This is a genomic window from Thioclava sp. DLFJ5-1 (genome assembly GCF_002020115.1).
GTDB lineage: Bacteria > Pseudomonadota > Alphaproteobacteria > Rhodobacterales > Rhodobacteraceae > Thioclava > Thioclava sediminum.
This window is the reverse complement of sequence record NZ_MPZU01000002.1, coordinates 419,238-436,886: the sequence shown is the minus strand read 5'-3', so window position 1 is coordinate 436,886 and position 17,649 is coordinate 419,238. Positions and strand designations below refer to the sequence as shown.

General features: G+C 64.5%; 9 protein-coding genes. 6 read left to right on the top strand and 3 right to left on the bottom strand.

The annotated features are described in order from the left end of the window. Nucleotides 1-9: 9 nt before the first annotated feature. From BMI86_RS09380 to BMI86_RS09370, 3 genes are all read right to left on the bottom strand, one after another. Entirely contained in the window at nt 10-2,046 is a 2,037-nt protein-coding gene (locus BMI86_RS09380; protein ID WP_078540960.1) for a bifunctional DedA family/phosphatase PAP2 family protein, read from the bottom strand. A gap of 1 nt (nt 2,047) precedes the next feature. Further along, nucleotides 2,048-4,609, bottom strand: coding sequence for a bifunctional lysylphosphatidylglycerol flippase/synthetase MprF (mprF, locus tag BMI86_RS09375; protein WP_246831680.1), 2,562 nt, complete (start codon nt 4,607-4,609; stop codon nt 2,048-2,050). A 296-nt stretch (nt 4,610-4,905) separates the two neighbouring features. Continuing rightward, entirely contained in the window at nt 4,906-6,492 is a 1,587-nt protein-coding gene (locus BMI86_RS09370; protein ID WP_078540957.1) for an alpha-glucosidase, read from the bottom strand. Between the two features lie 166 nt (nt 6,493-6,658). On the opposite strand from BMI86_RS09370, the gene BMI86_RS09365 reads away from it, so the two are divergent. From BMI86_RS09365 to BMI86_RS09340, 6 genes are read left to right on the top strand one after another with little or no spacing between them, the layout of a single operon-like run. Next, nucleotides 6,659-9,055 (top strand): glycogen/starch/alpha-glucan phosphorylase, encoded by a 2,397-nt coding sequence (locus BMI86_RS09365; RefSeq protein WP_078540956.1) that lies wholly within the window; start codon nt 6,659-6,661, stop codon nt 9,053-9,055. A 13-nt stretch (nt 9,056-9,068) separates the two neighbouring features. Then, nucleotides 9,069-11,213, top strand: coding sequence for a 1,4-alpha-glucan branching protein GlgB (gene glgB / locus BMI86_RS09360; RefSeq protein WP_078540952.1), 2,145 nt, complete (start codon nt 9,069-9,071; stop codon nt 11,211-11,213). Nucleotides 11,214-11,239: 26 nt separating this feature from the next. Further along, a complete protein-coding gene (gene glgC / locus BMI86_RS09355; protein ID WP_078540950.1) occupies nt 11,240-12,511 on the top strand; it encodes a glucose-1-phosphate adenylyltransferase in 1,272 nt (423 codons plus the stop codon). Between the two features lie 58 nt (nt 12,512-12,569). Then, complete coding sequence (gene glgA / locus BMI86_RS09350) at nt 12,570-13,991, top strand: glycogen synthase GlgA (protein WP_078540948.1); 1,422 nt, start codon at nt 12,570-12,572, stop codon at nt 13,989-13,991. Then, complete coding sequence (gene glgX / locus BMI86_RS09345) at nt 13,988-16,006, top strand: glycogen debranching protein GlgX (protein ID WP_078540946.1); 2,019 nt, start codon at nt 13,988-13,990, stop codon at nt 16,004-16,006. The genes glgA and glgX overlap by 4 nt, the downstream gene beginning before the upstream one ends. Beyond that, entirely contained in the window at nt 16,003-17,628 is a 1,626-nt protein-coding gene (locus BMI86_RS09340; protein WP_078540944.1) for an alpha-D-glucose phosphate-specific phosphoglucomutase, read from the top strand. Before glgX ends, BMI86_RS09340 begins: the two co-directional genes overlap by 4 nt. The last annotated feature ends 21 nt before the right edge of the window (nt 17,629-17,649 follow it).

Genomic DNA, 17,649 nt, shown 5'->3' with positions numbered 1-17,649 from the left:
GGCGCGTCGCTACCGCAGCGCCAGAACCGGAATATCCGACACGGACGTGCCGGAAATCTGGCCCACCGGTTTAGCCCCGCCGTTCTGGGTCAATGCCTTCGCAAGATCGGATGCCAGCGGCCCCGCCGTCGACCCGTCGCTCGGCACCAGCCCGTCATCGCGAGTAATCGCCCCCATCCAGAGCCGCGCACCGGATGCATCGGTATAGCGCGTCTGCCACATCCGAAGCCGCGGCAGCGTGTCGGTCGCTTCGCCATCCGGCAGGCGGGTGAAGCCAAGCCCGCTCGGCTCGTTCTTCCAGAACAGCGGCGCAAGAGCGGCGCCGGGGCGCATCGTATCGCGCACAGCCCCGAAGGCCGCGCCCGCCAGCGCCTTGAGCGTCACCGCATCGGCGCGTTGCCAGCCGATCGCGCTCAGCGCCGTCGTGATCTGATCGGGGTTCGTCGCCCAGAGCGCGATCGAGAGCGGAAACTGTTGATCCGCGTCGAGAGTCTGCGCCATCAGCGGCGCGTCACGCAGCGCCTGCGGCTCGGCCCCTTCCGAGATCACGATCAGCGGCTGCGCCACGGGGGGCGGGTTCAGCGCCTTGGAATAATCGCGCACGCGAACCATCGTGAAGCCCAGCAGCGCGAGCGTCACGACGCCGATAACGCCCACCTGCCAGCGCGGCCGGGCGCGCGGTGCCCCGGCCCATCGCGGATACAACCACTCGGCCACCGCGATACCCACCAGCAAGCACATCGCGCCGAGAAGCCAGCCGCCCAGCACATCGCTCAGGTAATGCTCGACCAGATAGAGACGGCTCAACCCGATCAGACCGGCGACCAAGGCCGCCAGAAAGCTCGCGCTCAGCGCCCCGAGCCGCGTCAGCCGCCAGAGGAGGAAGACGAGCATCCCGTAAAAGGCGACCGAGAGAGTCGCGTGGCCGGAAGGGAAACTGCCCGAGGTTTCATGGAAATAACCGAGGATCGAGCGCGGCCGCCCGAAGCTCGCCTTCAGGATGATCACCGAGATCAGGTCCAGCCCGAGCGAGACCACGAGCCCCGCAGCCAGATCGAACCGACGCAGCCACGCGAGCCAGACGAGCGCGAGCACGAGCAGCGCCGCCACGAGCTGGGTATCGCCGAGCGCGGTGATCCAGGTGAAGATCTGAATGAGGCCCGGCGTCCAGAACAGCCGCATCAGTGCCGCCAGCCGCGCGTCGATCTGCACGATCGGGTCGCTTTGCAGGAAGTCGAGCGACAGCCCGACCAGCACCGAGGCGAGGTAGAGGAAGGCGAGTGCCAAAAGGCTCAGCGGCAGGCCGGAGAACTTGCTGCGGTCGAGCCTGCGCGCGATCCAGGCTGCCGTTTTCGGATGGCGCCCGCCCCAGCTGTCGACGCGGGGGTGGCGGGCGATCTCGTCCATCAGCCCGCCTGCCATCGCGAGGAGATAGGGCACCGCCCGGTCGAGCCGCCTCAGGATCCAGAAAATCAGTGCGGCGATCACGACGAGCCCCAGCAGGAACAAGGTGTTGCGCGTCATCATCGGGCCGAGCTTGGTGAACCCCGCGCCAAGCGCATACCCGAAGCCGACATGGAAGATCGCGTAAGGAAAGCCGCTCAGCAGGTTCCAGATCCGGAAGCGTCGCGTCTCCATCCCGGCGAGGGCGGCAGCGAAGGGCACGAAACCCGCCACGGGGCCGAGAAACCGCCCCATGACGATCGCGAAGCCGCCATGGCGTGCAAATAGCTTCTCCGCGCGGCGATAGGCGGCCATACCTTCGACATTCCAGCGCCCGAGCATGCCGCGCCGCGCGTGGCGACCAAGCCAGAAGGTGGCCTCGCCGCCGAGGACCGAGCCGATGGCCACGAACCACAGAAGGTCGAGCGGGTCGAGCATCCCCTGCTGCACCATCACGCCGCCGGCATCGACAAGCAGGGTGCCGGGCAGGAAAATCCCGGTCGGCAGGAAGGCCTCCAGCCCCGCCGCCGCCCCGATCACCCAGTAGCCGAAGATCCCCAGGGCGGCGAGATTCGGGAGCACTTGGTGGATGGCGTCGAGCATTTCAGTCCTTTGTCAGCAGATTGCGCGCGCCGCCGGAGATCAGTAGGGTAATTTCGGTGAGCGCGAGATAGGGGGAGGTGCCGGGCGGAAGCGCGACATAATGGGGCCGCCATTCGGGCCGGAATTTCTGTTTGAAACGCCGTAACCCTTCGAAGTTATAGAAACTTCCGCCATGACGGTAAATCAGATTGCCTAGGCGGCTGGTCAGCCGCGCAGAGGCACGGTCGGGCAGGCCCGCGAGCGGCGCGAGACCGAGGCTGAGCTCCCTCGCGCCGCGATCGCGCAGCGCCTCGATCAGGCCGATGAACAGGAATTGCATGACGCCGTCGGCCGCCTCCGGGCGATACCGCATCAGGTCGATCGCGAAACGCCGTGCATCCGGCCCGCCCAGAAGGTTCGCGAAGCCGAGGATGTCGCCGCCGCGGCGGATCAGCGCGATCTCGCAATGGTTGAGGTAACGCGGATCGAAGCGGCCGATGGAGAAGCCTTTCTCGCGACCTTTCTGGCCTGCCAGCCACGCATCGGAGACATCACGGAGTGTCGCGATCAGCTCGGGCGCGTGCGGCGGGGACGCGATCTCTAGCGTGAAACCCTCGCGCAAAGCACGGTTCTGCTCGGCCCGCATCGTCTTGAATTTCGACCCCGTGAGCGAGAATTTCTGGAGGTCGACCACGGCCTCCTCGCCGATCTTGTGCAGCGCATAGCCCATCTCAATCCAGAGCGGCAGGTTCTTCGTCGAGACCTCGTAGAAGACAGGGGTGAGCCCCTCGCTCACCGCGCGTTCGTGATACTCCCACGCCAGTTGCCGCGCGGTCTCGGGCGGGCCGACGGGATCGCCGAGCACGACCCGCATCCCGCCGCGCTGCGCATACATCAGGAAGGCCGAGCGGTCGGGCGAGAACATCACGCTCTTGTCGCCGGTCAGCGCGAACCAGCCCTGCGGCACGTCTTGGGCGGCAAGGATTTCGGCAACCGAGGCGTCCTGCTCGGGATCGGGGGAGAGTTCGAAGCGGCGCATCGGGCGCAGCGTGAGCCACAGAAGGAAGCCAAGGAGCAGCGCGCTGATCAGGAGCCCCGCCCGCAGCGCCCGCGGTGTCGGCGATTGGGCGGTGAAATCGAGCCAGAGCGCGTTCGAATAGGGATGCGCCGCATAGGCGAGGAAGAAGAACACCGCCGCCGAGGCGATCATCCCCGTGATCACCGCGAACCACAGCGGCCCATAGCCCCCTTCGGTCAGCGCGACACGGCGGTGAAAGGCGCGGCGGAACGGCAGCAGCACCAGCGCGGCGAGCGACAGCACGACCGCGTTGTCGATGTCGAGATTGGCCGCCAGCACCGAGATCACACCCAGCATCAGCCCCACCAGCGCCAGCCAATAGGCCAGCCGCACCCGCCGCACCAAACCATGCGACAGCACGATCAGCAGGACACCGGCCAGCGCGCAAAGCTGCGTGCCGCCTTCGGCCAGCATTGCCGTGATCAGCCCCGGCTCTCCGCCCTGTCGGCCCAGCACCGGCATCAGCGCGACGATCACCATCCAGAAACCGAGGCCCAGAACCGCGACCCCGGCGATCCGGGGGGCGAGCCCCTCGATTCCGCTGATCACCGGGCGCATCGGTTCGGAGATTTCGCCGAAGACGCGCGTGGCCCAACCGCCGGCGAGCCGCGCCTCGTTCAGCGAGACCACGACGAAGGCGATCACGAAGGGCAGCAGGAAATAGATCATGCGGAAAGCCAGAAGGCCCGCTGCCGCCTCGCCCAGGGGCACGCCCGCGGGCAGGGCGGCGATCACCACCGTCTCGAACACGCCGACGCCGCCGGGGACGTGGCTGAGGATGCCGACCATGCTGGCCGCCGCATAGATCGCGACGAAACTTGCAAATGGCGGGGTGCCTGCGGGCATCAGCACCCAAAGCGCGCCCGCGGCCATGGTCGAGTCGAAGAGCGCCACACCGAGCTGGCCCATCAGGATGCGCGGCGCGGGCATCGCGATTTCGCGGTCGCGGATGCGCAAGGCGCGCCCGGTATAGGAGAGCCAGAAGGCCCCTCCGAGTAGCAGCGCCGTCGCTGCCAGTGCGCCCATGCGGATCAGGGCCTCCGGCGCGGAGATGACGCCTGCGAGCGCTGCCGGATGCACGCAGAGCGCCAGAGCGCCCACCATCGTCAGCCCGAGCCCCATCGCCAGCGCGATATAGGACGACAGCGCCGCGACCTCGAAGGCGTTCAGGCCGGCGGCGGAATAGATGCGGTAGCGCACGGCCCCGCCCGAGATCACGCTGATCCCGACCGTGTTGCCGAAGGCGTAGCCCAGAAACCCGCCAAGCGCGACAGTGCGCAGCGGCAGCTGCTTGCCGAGGTAATGCAGCGCCCAGAAATCGTAGCCCACCAGCGCCAGATAGCCCAGCGACGTCGCCCCCAAAGCCGCGCCGAGCGTGGGCCACGGCGTCGCCTTGATCTGCGCGATGACCTGATGGACATCGATGCTCGCGAGAAGATGATGCAGCGCCCACAGCCCCATCAGGAACAGCACGAGCCCGAGCGCAATCGGCCAGAGAATCTTCACACGCGACTGGGGTGGGGCAGGTTGCGCCGGATCAGCGAGAGCCATCTTATATTTCCACGTTTTTTCCTATCTCTGGCGGGACAATCGCAGAAGGAATTTATGGCCTTCTTAAAATTCCGTAAGAAATCGTCCCGAACGCACCTTATTGGCCGAGACCGCGCGACTTACTAGAGAAAGAAAACAGAAACACACGCGGCGCCGAGAGCAAACGCTCCCGACGCCGTCATGGGTCCGTGAGGCGGCGACAGGTCCTGTTCCGGTCCTGTCCGCCGCGTCTTTGGGTCGTCTTTAGCGCCTCAGAGCTTCACCCAAGCCGCGCCATTCGGGCCGAGCGACAGCGTGCCGCCCTCCAGCGTCGCGGCGAGGCAGGGGCCGACAAGCTCCCCGTCGGCGTCGAGCGTCACCGGATCGGGGCCGAGGTTGAAGTAGCAGGCGAATTTCATCGCGCCATCGTCGCGAATGAAGCCGAGCACCGGGTCGGGCAGGTCGAGGAATTTCGACGTGCCCTCGCGCAGCACCGGGTTTTCCTTCCGGAAGGCCAGAACGCGGCGGTAATAGGCGAGGACAGAAGTGTCGTCGGCCTCTTCCAGTGCCACGGCGCGGGCCGCCTGCGGCGGCTTCACCGGCAGCCACGGCTTGGCCTTGGAGAAGCCCGCATTCGTGCTCTCGTCCCAGACCATCGGCGTGCGGCAACCGTCGCGCCCCTTGTTCTCGGGCCAGAAGCGCAGACCCGGCGGGTCGGTCAGCTCGTGATATTCCATCTCGGTTTCGGTCTGGCCGAGTTCCTCGCCTTGATAGATCCCGATCGTGCCTTGGAAGGACGCGAGCATCGCGATGGCCAGCCGCGCGATGCTGTCCTCGGTGCCGTATTTCGCCCAGCGGGTGACGTGGCGCTGCACGTCGTGGTTCGAGAAGGACCAGCTCGGCCAGCCGTCCGGCGCGCCCTTGAAGAAGCCCTCGATCTTGCCGCGGAAATGCGCGGGCGAGAATTTCGGGCCCAGCATGTCGAAGCTGTAGGCCATGTGCAGACGGTCATCGCCGCGGGTGTATTCTTCCATGATGCCGAGCGCGCGATGGGGCGCTTCGCCGACTTCACCGATCAGCGTGCGGGCCTCGTAGTCGTCCATCACCGCGCGCATCTTCTTGAGGAAGGGGATGTTCTCGGGGCGGTTCTTGTCGAACTCGTGATCCTGCATGTCGTAGGTCGAGACCGGCGGCCAGCGTTCGGGATCGGGGTCCATCGCCGGATTGTCGCGCAGTTTCGGGTCGTGGAAGTAGTAGTTCACCGTATCGAGGCGGAAGCCATCGACACCGCGATCCAGCCAGAAGCGGAACACGTCGAGCAATTCGTCCTGAACCTCGGGATTGTGCAGGTTCAGGTCAGGCTGCTCGATCAGGAAGTTGTGCAGGTAATACTGGCCGCGCTCGGGGGCGTATTCCCAGGACGAGCCGCCGAACACCGCCTGCCAGTTGTTGGGCGGGCTGCCATCGGGCTTGGGATCGGCCCAGACATACCAATCCTTCTTGGCTCCGCCTTTCTTGGCGTCCTTGAACCACGGATGCTGATCGGAGCTGTGCGAGATCACCTGATCGATCACGACTTTCAGGCCCAGCTCATGGGCCCGCGCCACCAGCGCGTCGAAATCCTCCAGCGTGCCGAATTGCGGATCGATGCCGCGATAATCGGAGACGTCATAGCCCATATCCGCCATCGGCGAGGTGAAGATCGGCGACAGCCAGATCGCATCGACGCCCAGCGAGGCGACATGATCGAGCCTGCGCGTGATCCCCTTCAGATCGCCGATACCGTCGCCCGAGTCGTCTTGAAAGCTGCGCGGATAAATCTGGTAGATAACCGCCCCGCGCCACCAATCCTTTGCCATGAATCGCTCCTCTTTCAGTTTCCTGTTGCCCGTTATCGCGGCAAGGGTAGACTTGTTAGCGCAAACGGCAACCGCCGCTCAGGCCGTTTCTGCGCCTTCGCTTGACCTTGAGCAGGGGGCGGCACATCAATCAATTGCTATCTGACGCGTTCCGGAGACCTCCCCCTTGAAAGACACCCAATTGCCCAGTGCCGAGACAGTTCGCGAAGAAATTCTGCACCACATCACTTTTTCGATGGGCAAGGATCCCGATCACGCCTCGGTCTATGACTGGCGCATGGCGCTGTCTCTCGCGATCCGTGACCGGGTCGTGGCACCGTGGTTCGCAGCGACCCGGCGGACATGGGAAGAGGGACGCAAGCGGGTCTATTACCTCTCGATGGAATTCCTGATCGGGCGGATGCTCGAGGATGCGGCGATCAACCTCGGGCTGCGCGCCACCTGCCGCGAGGCGATGGAGGCGCTTGGACAGGACTGGGAGGCTGTGGTCGAGAACGAACCCGACGCGGCGCTCGGCAATGGCGGGCTAGGGCGGTTGGCCGCGTGCTACATGGAGAGCATGGCGACGCTGGGCTGCCCCGGATATGGCTACGGCATCCGCTATGAACACGGTCTCTTCAAGCAGCGCTTCGAGGGCGGGCGTCAGGTCGAGACGCCGGAGGATTGGCTCAAGCAGCGCCACCCGTGGGAATTCGAGCGGCCCGAAGCGGCCTATGAGATCGGCTTCAAGGGTCAGGTCGAGACCGTGGACGGCAAGCCGCATTGGGTGCCGGGCGAGACCGTTCTGGCCGAGGCCTATGACATGCCGATCATCGGCTGGGAGGGCAAATGGGCGAACACGCTGCGGCTGTGGTCGGCCAAGCCCACCGAGCAGTTCGACCTCGCGCGGTTCAATCATGGCGATTACGCCGCCGCGGCCGAACCCGAGGCGCTGGCCCGCACGCTATCCCGCGTGCTCTATCCCGATGACACGACCTATGCGGGCAAGGAATTGCGCCTCAAACAGGAGTATTTCCTGACCTCCGCCGCGCTGCAGGACATCATGCGCCGCCATCTGGCCGCCGGGCACACGATCGAGGAGCTGCCGGAGTTCGTCGCGATCCAGATGAACGATACGCATCCGGCGATCGCGGGGCCGGAGTTGATCCGCATCCTCACCGATCTGCATGACATGGAGTTCGACGCCGCGCTCGAGATCACGATGCAATGTCTGGGCTACACGAACCACACACTGCTCCCCGAGGCGCTCGAACGTTGGGCGACCTATCTGATGGGCACCGTGCTGCCGCGCCATATGCAGATCATCGAGAAGATCGACAGCTGGCACCGCCGCAAATTCCCCAAACGCGCGCATTACGTCGGCATCGTGAAGCATCAGGAAGTGCGGATGGGCGAGCTGGCCTTCATCACCTCGCATAAGGTGAACGGGGTCTCTGCGCTCCATACCGAGCTGATCAAGCGCAGCCTGTTCCCGGAACTGGATCGTCTCCATCCCGGGCGTATAATCAACCAGACCAACGGGATCACGCCGCGCCGCTGGCTGCGCATGGCCAATGGCGAGCTGTCTCATCTGATCATCGATACGATCGGCGATGGCTGGGAGGCCGATCTCGACAAGCTGCGCGGGCTGGAGGCTTACGCCGAGGATGCGAGCTTCCGCGACGCTTTCATGGCCGCGAAACGGCGCAACAAGGTGCATCTGGCGGATTGGGTGCGTGACACCCAAGGGATCACCCTCGACCCCGATGCGATCTTCGACATTCAGGTGAAACGCATCCACGAATACAAACGACAGCTTCTGAACATCCTGCAGACCATCGCCGAATGGCACGCGATCCGCGAGAACCCGCAGGCCGAGTTCCAGCCGCGCGTGAAGATCTTCGGCGGCAAGGCGGCGCCGGGCTATCACACGGCCAAGCAGATCATCCGGCTGATCAATGACGTGGCCGAGGTGGTCAATAACGACCCCTACGTCGATGGACGTCTCAAGATCGTCTATCCGCCGAATTACAACGTCTCCATGGCCGAGCGGCTGATCCCGGCGGCGGACCTGTCAGAGCAAATTTCCACCGCCGGCAAGGAAGCCTCCGGCACTGGCAACATGAAGTTCGCGCTGAACGGGGCGCTGACCATCGGCACGCTCGATGGCGCGAATGTGGAAATTCGTGAACAGGTGGGCGCGGAGAACTTCTTCCTCTTCGGCATGACCGCCGACGAGGTGATGGAGCGCCGCCGCGATCCCGAACATGCGCGCCACGCCATCCTCGCAAGCCAGCCTTTGCAGGACGTGCTGCAGATGATCGCCGAGGGACGGTTTTCTCCTGAGGAACCAGAACGCTATCACGATCTTGTTCATAATATGTGGCATAGCGATTATTTCCTCGTCGCTTCCGATTTCGAGGCCTACGCGGCGGCCCAGAAAGAGGTGGACACGGCCTTCGCCGATCGCGCAGGCTGGGCGAAGATGGCTGTTTTGAACACCGCGCGGATGGGGTTCTTCTCCTCCGACCGGGCGATCAAAGGCTACATGGACGAGATCTGGACCACTCAATCGGCCCTGTGAACCAAGGAGCGCTATGACACTTTCCCGCGACGAGGCCGAAGCGCTTATCCACGCGCAACATCCCGATCCGTTTTCCGTGCTGGGTCTGCATGACGGGGAAATCGTGGCGCTTGTGCCCGGCGCAGAAGAGGTCTGGGCGCTTGGCAAGACAGAGGTCGCGCTGGAGCCCGTCGTGCCGGGGATCTTCATCGGCAAATGGGGCGAGGAAACCTACCGTCTGCGCGCGCGGCACGATCAGACGACATGGGATTTCGACGACCCTTACGGCTTCGCGCCGGTGTTGGGCGCGATCGACGAATATCTGATCGGGGAGGGGACGCATACGCGGCTCTGGGAGAAGCTCGGCGCCCATGTGATCACCCATCAGGACGTCGAAGGCGTGCATTTCGCGGTCTGGGCGCCCAATGCGCGCCGCGTCTCGGTCGTGGGCGATTTCAATTTCTGGGACGGCCGCCGTCACCAGATGCGCCGGATCGGCGCGTCCGGCGTGTGGGAGATTTTCGTTCCCGGCATCCATGCAGGCGCGCTCTACAAATACGAGCTGCTCGACGCGGAGGGCACGGTGCTGCCGCTGAAGGCCGATCCGGTCGGTTTCGGCGCAGAGCACCCGCCCGCGCAGGCCTCGGTCGTGCGCAAGCTCGGGCGGCATCGCTTTGGCGACAGTGCGTGGTGTCAGACGCGCGCCGAGGCGCAGGAACGCCACGCGCCGATCTCGGTCTACGAGGTGCATCTGGGCTCCTGGATGCGGATCTGGGACGAGGGGGGCAGACCGCTTTCTTACCACGAACTGGCCGAGAAACTGGTCGATTACGTCTGCGACATGGGCTTCACCCATATCGAGCTGCTTCCCATTACCGAGCATCCGTTCGACGGCTCCTGGGGCTATCAGCCGATCGGGCTTTATGCGCCGACGATCCGCCACGGCCGCCCCGAGGAATTCGCGGAATTCGTGGATGCGGCGCACCGGCGGGGCCTCGGTGTGATCCTCGACTGGGTGCCGGGGCATTTCCCGACCGACGATCACGGACTGAGACATTTCGACGGCACGGCGCTTTATGAGCATGCCGACCCGAAAGAGGGTTTCCATCAGGACTGGAACACGCTGATCTACAATTACGGGCGACGGGAAGTGTCCAACTACCTGCTGGCCAATGCGCTGTTCTGGCTGGAGGAATATCACCTCGACGGGCTGCGCGTGGATGCGGTAGCCTCGATGCTCTACCGCGACTATTCGCGGGCCGCGGGCGAATGGGTGCCCAACAAATATGGCGGGCGCGAGAACCTTGAGGCGATCGAGTTTCTGCAGAACATGAACGCGGCCTCCTATGGCGGCGCGGAAGGCATCATGACGGTGGCGGAGGAAAGCACCGCCTATCCCGGTGTCACGCGCCCCGTGCATGAGGACGGGTTGGGCTTCGGCTACAAGTGGAACATGGGCTGGATGAACGACTCCTTGCGCTATTTCGCGCGCGATCCGCTCTATCGCAAGTTCCACCATAACGAGCTAACCTTCGCGAGCTCATACATTTACAGCGAGAATTTCATCCTGCCGATCAGCCATGACGAGGTCGTGCACGGCAAGGGCTCGATGCTGGGCAAGATGCCCGGCAACGACCCCGAGAAATATGCCAATCTGCGCGCCTTCTACGCGTTCCAATGGGCGCATCCGGGCAAGAAACTTCTCTTCATGGGGCAGGAATTCGGCCAGTGGTCGGAATGGAGCCACGAGCGCGAGCTGGACTGGTATCTGCTCGACGATCCGCGGCATGACGGGCTGCGCGCGCTGGTGCGCGACCTCAACCGGCTCTATCGCGAGACGCCCGCGCTGCATTGGGGCGATTGCGAGCCGGACGGGTTCGAATGGATCGCCGCCGACGACTCCGAGGCCTCGGTCTTCATCTTCGAGCGCCGCGCGCCCGGGTCCGATCCGGTCGTGGTGGTCGCGAACCTGACCCCGGTCGAGCACAGCTACCGCATCGGCCTGCCGCTGGACGGCGAATGGTGCGAGATACTCAACACGGATTCCGGTTTCTACGGCGGCGAGAACCGCGGCAATCTCGGTGCGATCCGCGCCGAAGATCACGCGCAGGGCCGCTGCGCCCATAGCGCGGAGGTGTATTTGCCGCCGCTCTCGGTCGTGATGTTCACGCCCGCATAAGCGATGCCCAGAGGAGGGGGAGGAATATGAAACCACAGCCCAACACGCGCCTGAGCGCGCAGGCCATGGCCTTCGTTCTGGCGGGCGGCCGGGGGAGCCGCCTCAAGGAACTGACCGACCGGCGCGCGAAACCCGCCGTCTATTTCGGCGGCAAGACCCGGATCATCGATTTCGCCCTGTCGAACGCGCTCAATTCCGGCATCCGCAAGATGGCGATCGCCACACAATACAAGGCCCATTCGCTGATCCGCCACATCCAGCGCGGCTGGGATTTCTTCCGCGCGGAACGGAACGAATATCTCGACATCCTGCCCGCGAGCCAACGCGTGGCCGATAGCCGCTGGTATGCAGGCACCGCCGACGCGGTGGCGCAGAACATTGATATCATTGAAGATTACGGCGTCAAATACGTCATCATCCTTGCTGGCGACCACATCTACAAGATGGATTACGAGGTGATGCTGCGCCAGCATGTCGACACCAAGGCCGATGTCACGATCGGCTGTCTGACCGTGCCGCGGATGGAGGCGACCGCCTTTGGCGTGATGGCGATCGACAAGACCGGACAGATCACCGATTTCCTCGAAAAGCCCGCCGATCCGCCCGGGATGCCCGGCGATCCCGAGCACGCGCTGGCCTCGATGGGGATCTATGTCTTCGACTGGCAATTCCTGCGCGAGCTTCTGATCCGGGACATGGAAGACCCGAATTCGAGCCATGATTTCGGCCATGACCTGATCCCGCAGATCGTCAAACACGGCAAGGCGATGGCGCATAAGTTCTCGGATAGCTGCGTGACGACGGGGCTCGAGACCGAACCTTACTGGCGCGATGTGGGCACGGTGGATGCCTTCTGGCAGGCCAATATCGACCTGACCGATTTCACACCAAAGCTGGACCTCTACGACACCGAATGGCCGATCTGGACCTATGCCGAGATCGTGCCGCCCGCGAAATTCATCCATGACGAGGATGGCAGACGCGGCTCGGCAATCTCCTCGCTGGTCTCGGGCGACTGCATCGTCTCGGGCGCGGAGGTGCGCAATTCGCTGCTCTATACCGGCGTGCGCGCGCATAGTTTCGCGAGCCTGGAGGAGGCCGTGGTGCTGCCTTACGTCGATATCGGACGCCATGCGCGGCTGAGCCAATGCGTAATCGACCGCGGCGTGCATATTCCCGAAGGGCTCGTTGTGGGCGAAGACCCGGAGGAGGACGAGAAGTGGTTCCGCCGGTCTGAAGGCGGCGTCGTGCTGATCACGCAGACGATGCTCGACAAACGCGCGGCGGCATTGGACTAACGGGGGCAGAGAGCGGGGCGCTGCCCCGCGCCCCGGGATATTTGGAAAGAGCGAAGATATGAAACGCGTGCTCTCGGTTGCGTCAGAAGCGGTTCCGCTGATCAAGACGGGCGGTCTGGCCGATGTGGCAGGCGCCTTGCCCGCCGCCCTCAAAGGGCAGGGCTGGGAGATGCGGGTGATGATCCCGGCCTATCGCGGGATTCTGAAAAAGCTGAAATCTCCGAAACCGGTATGGGAAAGCGAGAGCCTCTATGGCGGCCCGGCGCGGCTGGTGCTGGGCAAGGCGGGCGGCATGGAGGTGCTGGCGCTGCAGGCCGACCACCTGTTCGACCGAGACGGGGGCCCATATTCGCAAGACGGGCGCGACTATCCCGACAATGCGGAACGCTTCGCAGCCTTCAGTTTCGTCGCCGCCGAGATCGCGCGCGAGGGTGCAGGCAAATGGCAGCCCGATCTGGTGCATTGCCACGATTGGCAGACCGGGCTCGTGCCGTGGTATCTGCGCGGCACCGGCATTCCGACGGTGATGACCATCCACAATATCGCATTTCAGGGCCGGTTCGGCCGCGACAAGCTGGCGGCGCTTGGACTGCAGACCTGGGATTTCACCCGCGAGGGTGTGGAATTCTGGGGCGACATCTCAACGCTGAAAGCCGGGCTGGTCGCGGCGAGCGCGATCACCACGGTCAGTCCGCGCTATGCAGACGAGTTGATGCGCGGCGAGTTCGGCATGGGGCTGGAAGGTGTCATTCAGGCGCGCGCGGGCGATCTGCACGGTATTCTCAACGGGATCGATCTGGATGTCTGGAACCCCGAGACCGATCCGGAAGTAGCCTCTTTCTCCACGGCCAAATTTGGCGGAAAATCGAAGAACCGCAAAGCCTTGGAGGCCGAGTTTGATCTCGATGTGCCGGGACCGCTTGCGATCCTGATCTCGCGCCTGACGCCGCAGAAGGGGATCGATTTGCTCGCTCCGGCGCTTGGGCCCTATCTCGAGTCGGGCGGCGGTCTTGCGGTGCTGGGATCGGGCGACGGCTGGGCGGAAGACGCGATGCGCGACCTTGCCGCGCGCCACCCCGGCCGGGTCGGCGTGAAGATCGGCTATGACGAGGCGCTGAGCCACCGGATGTATGCAGGCGGCGACGCGGTGCTGGTGCCGTCGCGCTTCGAGCCCTGCGGACTGACCCAGCTCTACGGGCTGCGCTATGGCTGCCTGCCGGTGGTCTCCGCCGTGGGCGGCCTCGCCGATACGGTGGTGGGCGCGACGCCCGCGACCGAGGCCGCAGGCGCATCGACCGGGATCGTCTTCCATCCCGTCGACGATCTCGCGTTGCGGCAGGCGCTGATGAAGCTGATCGCGCTCTATGCCGATCGCAAGGGCTGGGCCGCGATGCAGCGCCGGGCGATGAAGACCGATTGGGGCTGGGACGGATCGGCCGCACGCTACGCCGCGCTTTACGACGCGCTTCTCGCGCGATGAAGATAAGCCCCGGCAAACCGGACCCGCTGGGCGCCACGCCCTGCGAGGGCGGCGTGAACTTCGCGCTGGCCTCGGCCCATGCCGAGCGGGTGGAGCTGTGCCTGTTCACCAAGTCTGGCGAGCAGCGGATCGACCTGCCGGGGCGCACCGGGCCGACATGGCACGGCTTTGTCGCAGGGCTCAAGCCGGGCGCGCGTTATGGCTACCGGGTGCATGGGCCCTGGGCACCCGAAGCGGGGCATCGGTTCAACCCGGCGAAGCTTCTGATCGACCCCTATGCGCGCGAGATCGAATCGCAGATCAGCTGGCAAGCCCCTATGCAATATGGGAAATCCAAGCCCGACCGGCGCAATAGTGCAAGCGTCACGCCGAAATCCGTCGTGGCCGAGATCGCGCGGCCCGAATGGGATCGCCCGCAACATAGCTGGTCCGAGACGGTGATCTACGAGGCCCATCCCAAGGGGCTCACGATGACCCATCCGGACGTGCCCGAAGCCTTGCGCGGCACCTGGGCGGGGCTCGCCTCCGATCCGATCCTGTCGCATCTCACCGATCTCGGGATCACCGCAATCGAACTGCTGCCGAGCTGCGCCTATCTCGACGATCGCTTCCTCGTCGAGAAGGGGCTGAGCAACTACTGGGGCTATCAGCCCATCGCCAATTTCGCGCCTGAACCGCGTTATTCCGGTGCCGATCCGCGCGGCGAATTTCGCGAGATGGTGCGGAGGTTCCACAAGGCCGGGATCGAGGTGATCCTCGACGTCGTCTACAACCACACGGGCGAGGGCAACTCGATCGGGCCGATGCTCAGCCTGCGCGGGATCGACAATGCGAACTATTACCGCCTGACGCCCGAGGGCGCCTATATCGACGAGACCGGGACCGGCAATACGCTGGACCTGTCGAACCCGCTCTGTCTGCGGCTCGTGATGGATTGCCTGCGCCATTGGGTCGAGGAGATGGGCGTCGATGGCTTCCGCTTCGATCTGGCCGCGACACTGGCGCGCGGCACCTCGGGGGCCGTCGAGGCGCATGCGCAGTTCCTCGCCGCGCTCGAGCAGGATCCGGTGCTGCGGACCGTGAAGTTGATCGCCGAGCCTTGGGATATCGGGCCGGGCGGCTACTATCTCGGCGGCTTCCCGCATCCGTTCACTGAATGGAACGACCGTTTCCGCGACGATGCGCGGCGGTTCTGGCGCGGCGACCGGGGCATGGCGGGCGATCTGGCGCGGCGCGTGGCAGGCTCGGCGGAAATCTTCGACCAGAAGGGGCGGCCCGCGACGGCTTCGGTGAATTTCATCACCGCCCATGACGGCTTCACGCTGCAAGACCTTGTTTCCTATGGTGAAAAACAGAACCTCGCGAATGGCGAGGAAAACCGCGACGGCCACGACGCGAATTTCTCGGAGGCGCTGGAGAGCGTCGAGGCGCAGGCCCTGCGCAAACGCGCGCTGCTTGCGACGCTGATGATGAGCCAGGGCGTGCCAATGCTGCTGGCGGGCGACGAGATCGGCAATTCGCAGGGCGGCAACAACAACGCCTATGCGCAGGATAACGAGATCGGCTGGGTCGATTGGAGCGCGCCCGACGATACTTTAAAAACCTTCGTCAAGCATCTGATAAAGACACGAAAAGATCACCGCGTCCTGAGACAAAACCGCTATCTGCATTCGCTGATCCGCAATCAGGACGGGATGCGCGACCTGATCTGGCGGCTTGCCTCTGGCGAGGAACCCGAGCCGCATGATTGGAACGACCCCGAGCTGCGCTGCATCGGCGTCGAAATCCGCGGCGCTGCCGAAGGTCCGGCCGGCGAGGCAGGCAGCGAAGCCGTCTATGTGATCCTCAACGCAGGGCCCGAACGGCACATCACGTTGCCGCCCGGAAGATGGACTCGCACGCTCGATTCTGCCTCACCCGGAGGGGACGCGGAACAAATCGACGGCCCCGAGGCTTGCCTTGCCGCACAATCCGTTCAAGTCTTTACCCGCGCCACAGTGCAGGAGAAATCATGACCCGCCACGCGACCCAGCCCATCGACGGCCAGAAACCCGGCACCTCGGGGCTGCGCAAGAAAACCCGCGTTTTCATGCAGCCGAGCTACCTCGAGAATTTCGTGCAATCGACCTTCGACGCGATCGGCGGCCTGCGCGGCAAGACCTTGGTTCTTGGCGGTGACGGGCGTTATTTCGGACGGGAAGCGGCAAGCACGATCCTGAAAATGGCGGCCGCCAACGGGGCTGCGCGGGTGATCGTGGGGCAGGGTGCGTGGCTCTCCACGCCCGCCGCGTCGAACCTGATCCGGCAGCGCCAGGCGGATGGGGGGATCATCCTCTCGGCCAGCCACAATCCGGGCGGCCCGGAGGAAGATTTCGGCGTCAAATACAACTCCGCGAATGGCGGGCCTGCGCCGGAGTCGATCACCTCGGCGATCCACAAGCGCACGCAGGAGCTCAGCGAATATCATCTGCTGGATGCAGCAGATCCCGATCTGGACAGCCTCGGCGAGACGCCGCTCGGAGAGATGACCGTCGAAGTCGTCGACCCGGTTACCGCCTATGCCGACCTGATGGAAACGATATTTGATTTCAACACGTTGCGGGACGTCTTTAAAGCGGGCTTCCGGATGCGGATGGACTCGATGTGCGCCATCACCGGACCTTACGCGGTTGAGATCTTCGAGAACCGCCTTGGCGCACCCGCAGGGACCGTCACGCATGGCACGCCGCTGCCGGATTTCGGCGGCATGCATCCCGATCCGAACCCGACCTGGGCGCATGAGCTGATGGACGAGATGATGGGCGAAAATGCCCCGGATTTCGGCGCGGCCTCGGATGGCGATGGCGACCGGAACATGATCCTGGGCGCGGGCACCTATGTCTCGCCGTCGGACAGCCTCGCTGTGCTGGCCGCAAATGCGCATCTCGTGCCGGGCTACAAGGACGGGTTGAAGGGCGTCGCGCGCTCGATGCCGACCTCTGCGGCGGCGGATCGGGTGGCCGAGGCGCTTGGCCTCGATTGCTACGAGACGCCGACGGGCTGGAAGTTCTTCGGCAATCTGATGGATGCGGGGCGCGTGTCGCTCTGTGGCGAGGAAAGTTTCGGCACGGGCTCCGACCATGTGCGCGAGAAGGACGGGCTCTGGGCAGTGCTGATGTGGCTCAACATCCTAGCCGTGCGCAAGATGTCGGTGGCCGAGATCATGGCCGATCATTTCGCGCGCTACGGCCGCAATTACTATTCGCGCCACGATTACGAGGCGCTGCCGACCGAGCAGGCAGAGGCGATGCTGGACGATCTGCGCAGCCGCCTTGGAGAGCTGAAAGGGACGCAGGTCGAAGGGCTTGTCGTCGAAAGCTCAGACGAGTTTTCCTATACCGACCCGGTCGATGGCTCCATCGCGGAAGGTCAGGGCTTCCGTATTCTGTTCGAAGGCGGCTCGCGCGTCGTGCTGCGGCTGTCGGGCACGGGCACCGAGGGGGCGACGCTGCGCGTGTATCTCGAGCGCTATGCGCCGGGACCGGATGGGCTAGACCATGATCCGCAAGAGGCGCTTTCGCCGATCATCCGGGCGACAGAGGCGCTGGTGGACATCCGTGAACGCACGGGGCGCGTGAAGCCCGACGTCATCACCTGATCCCGTCAGGCGGTAAATCCA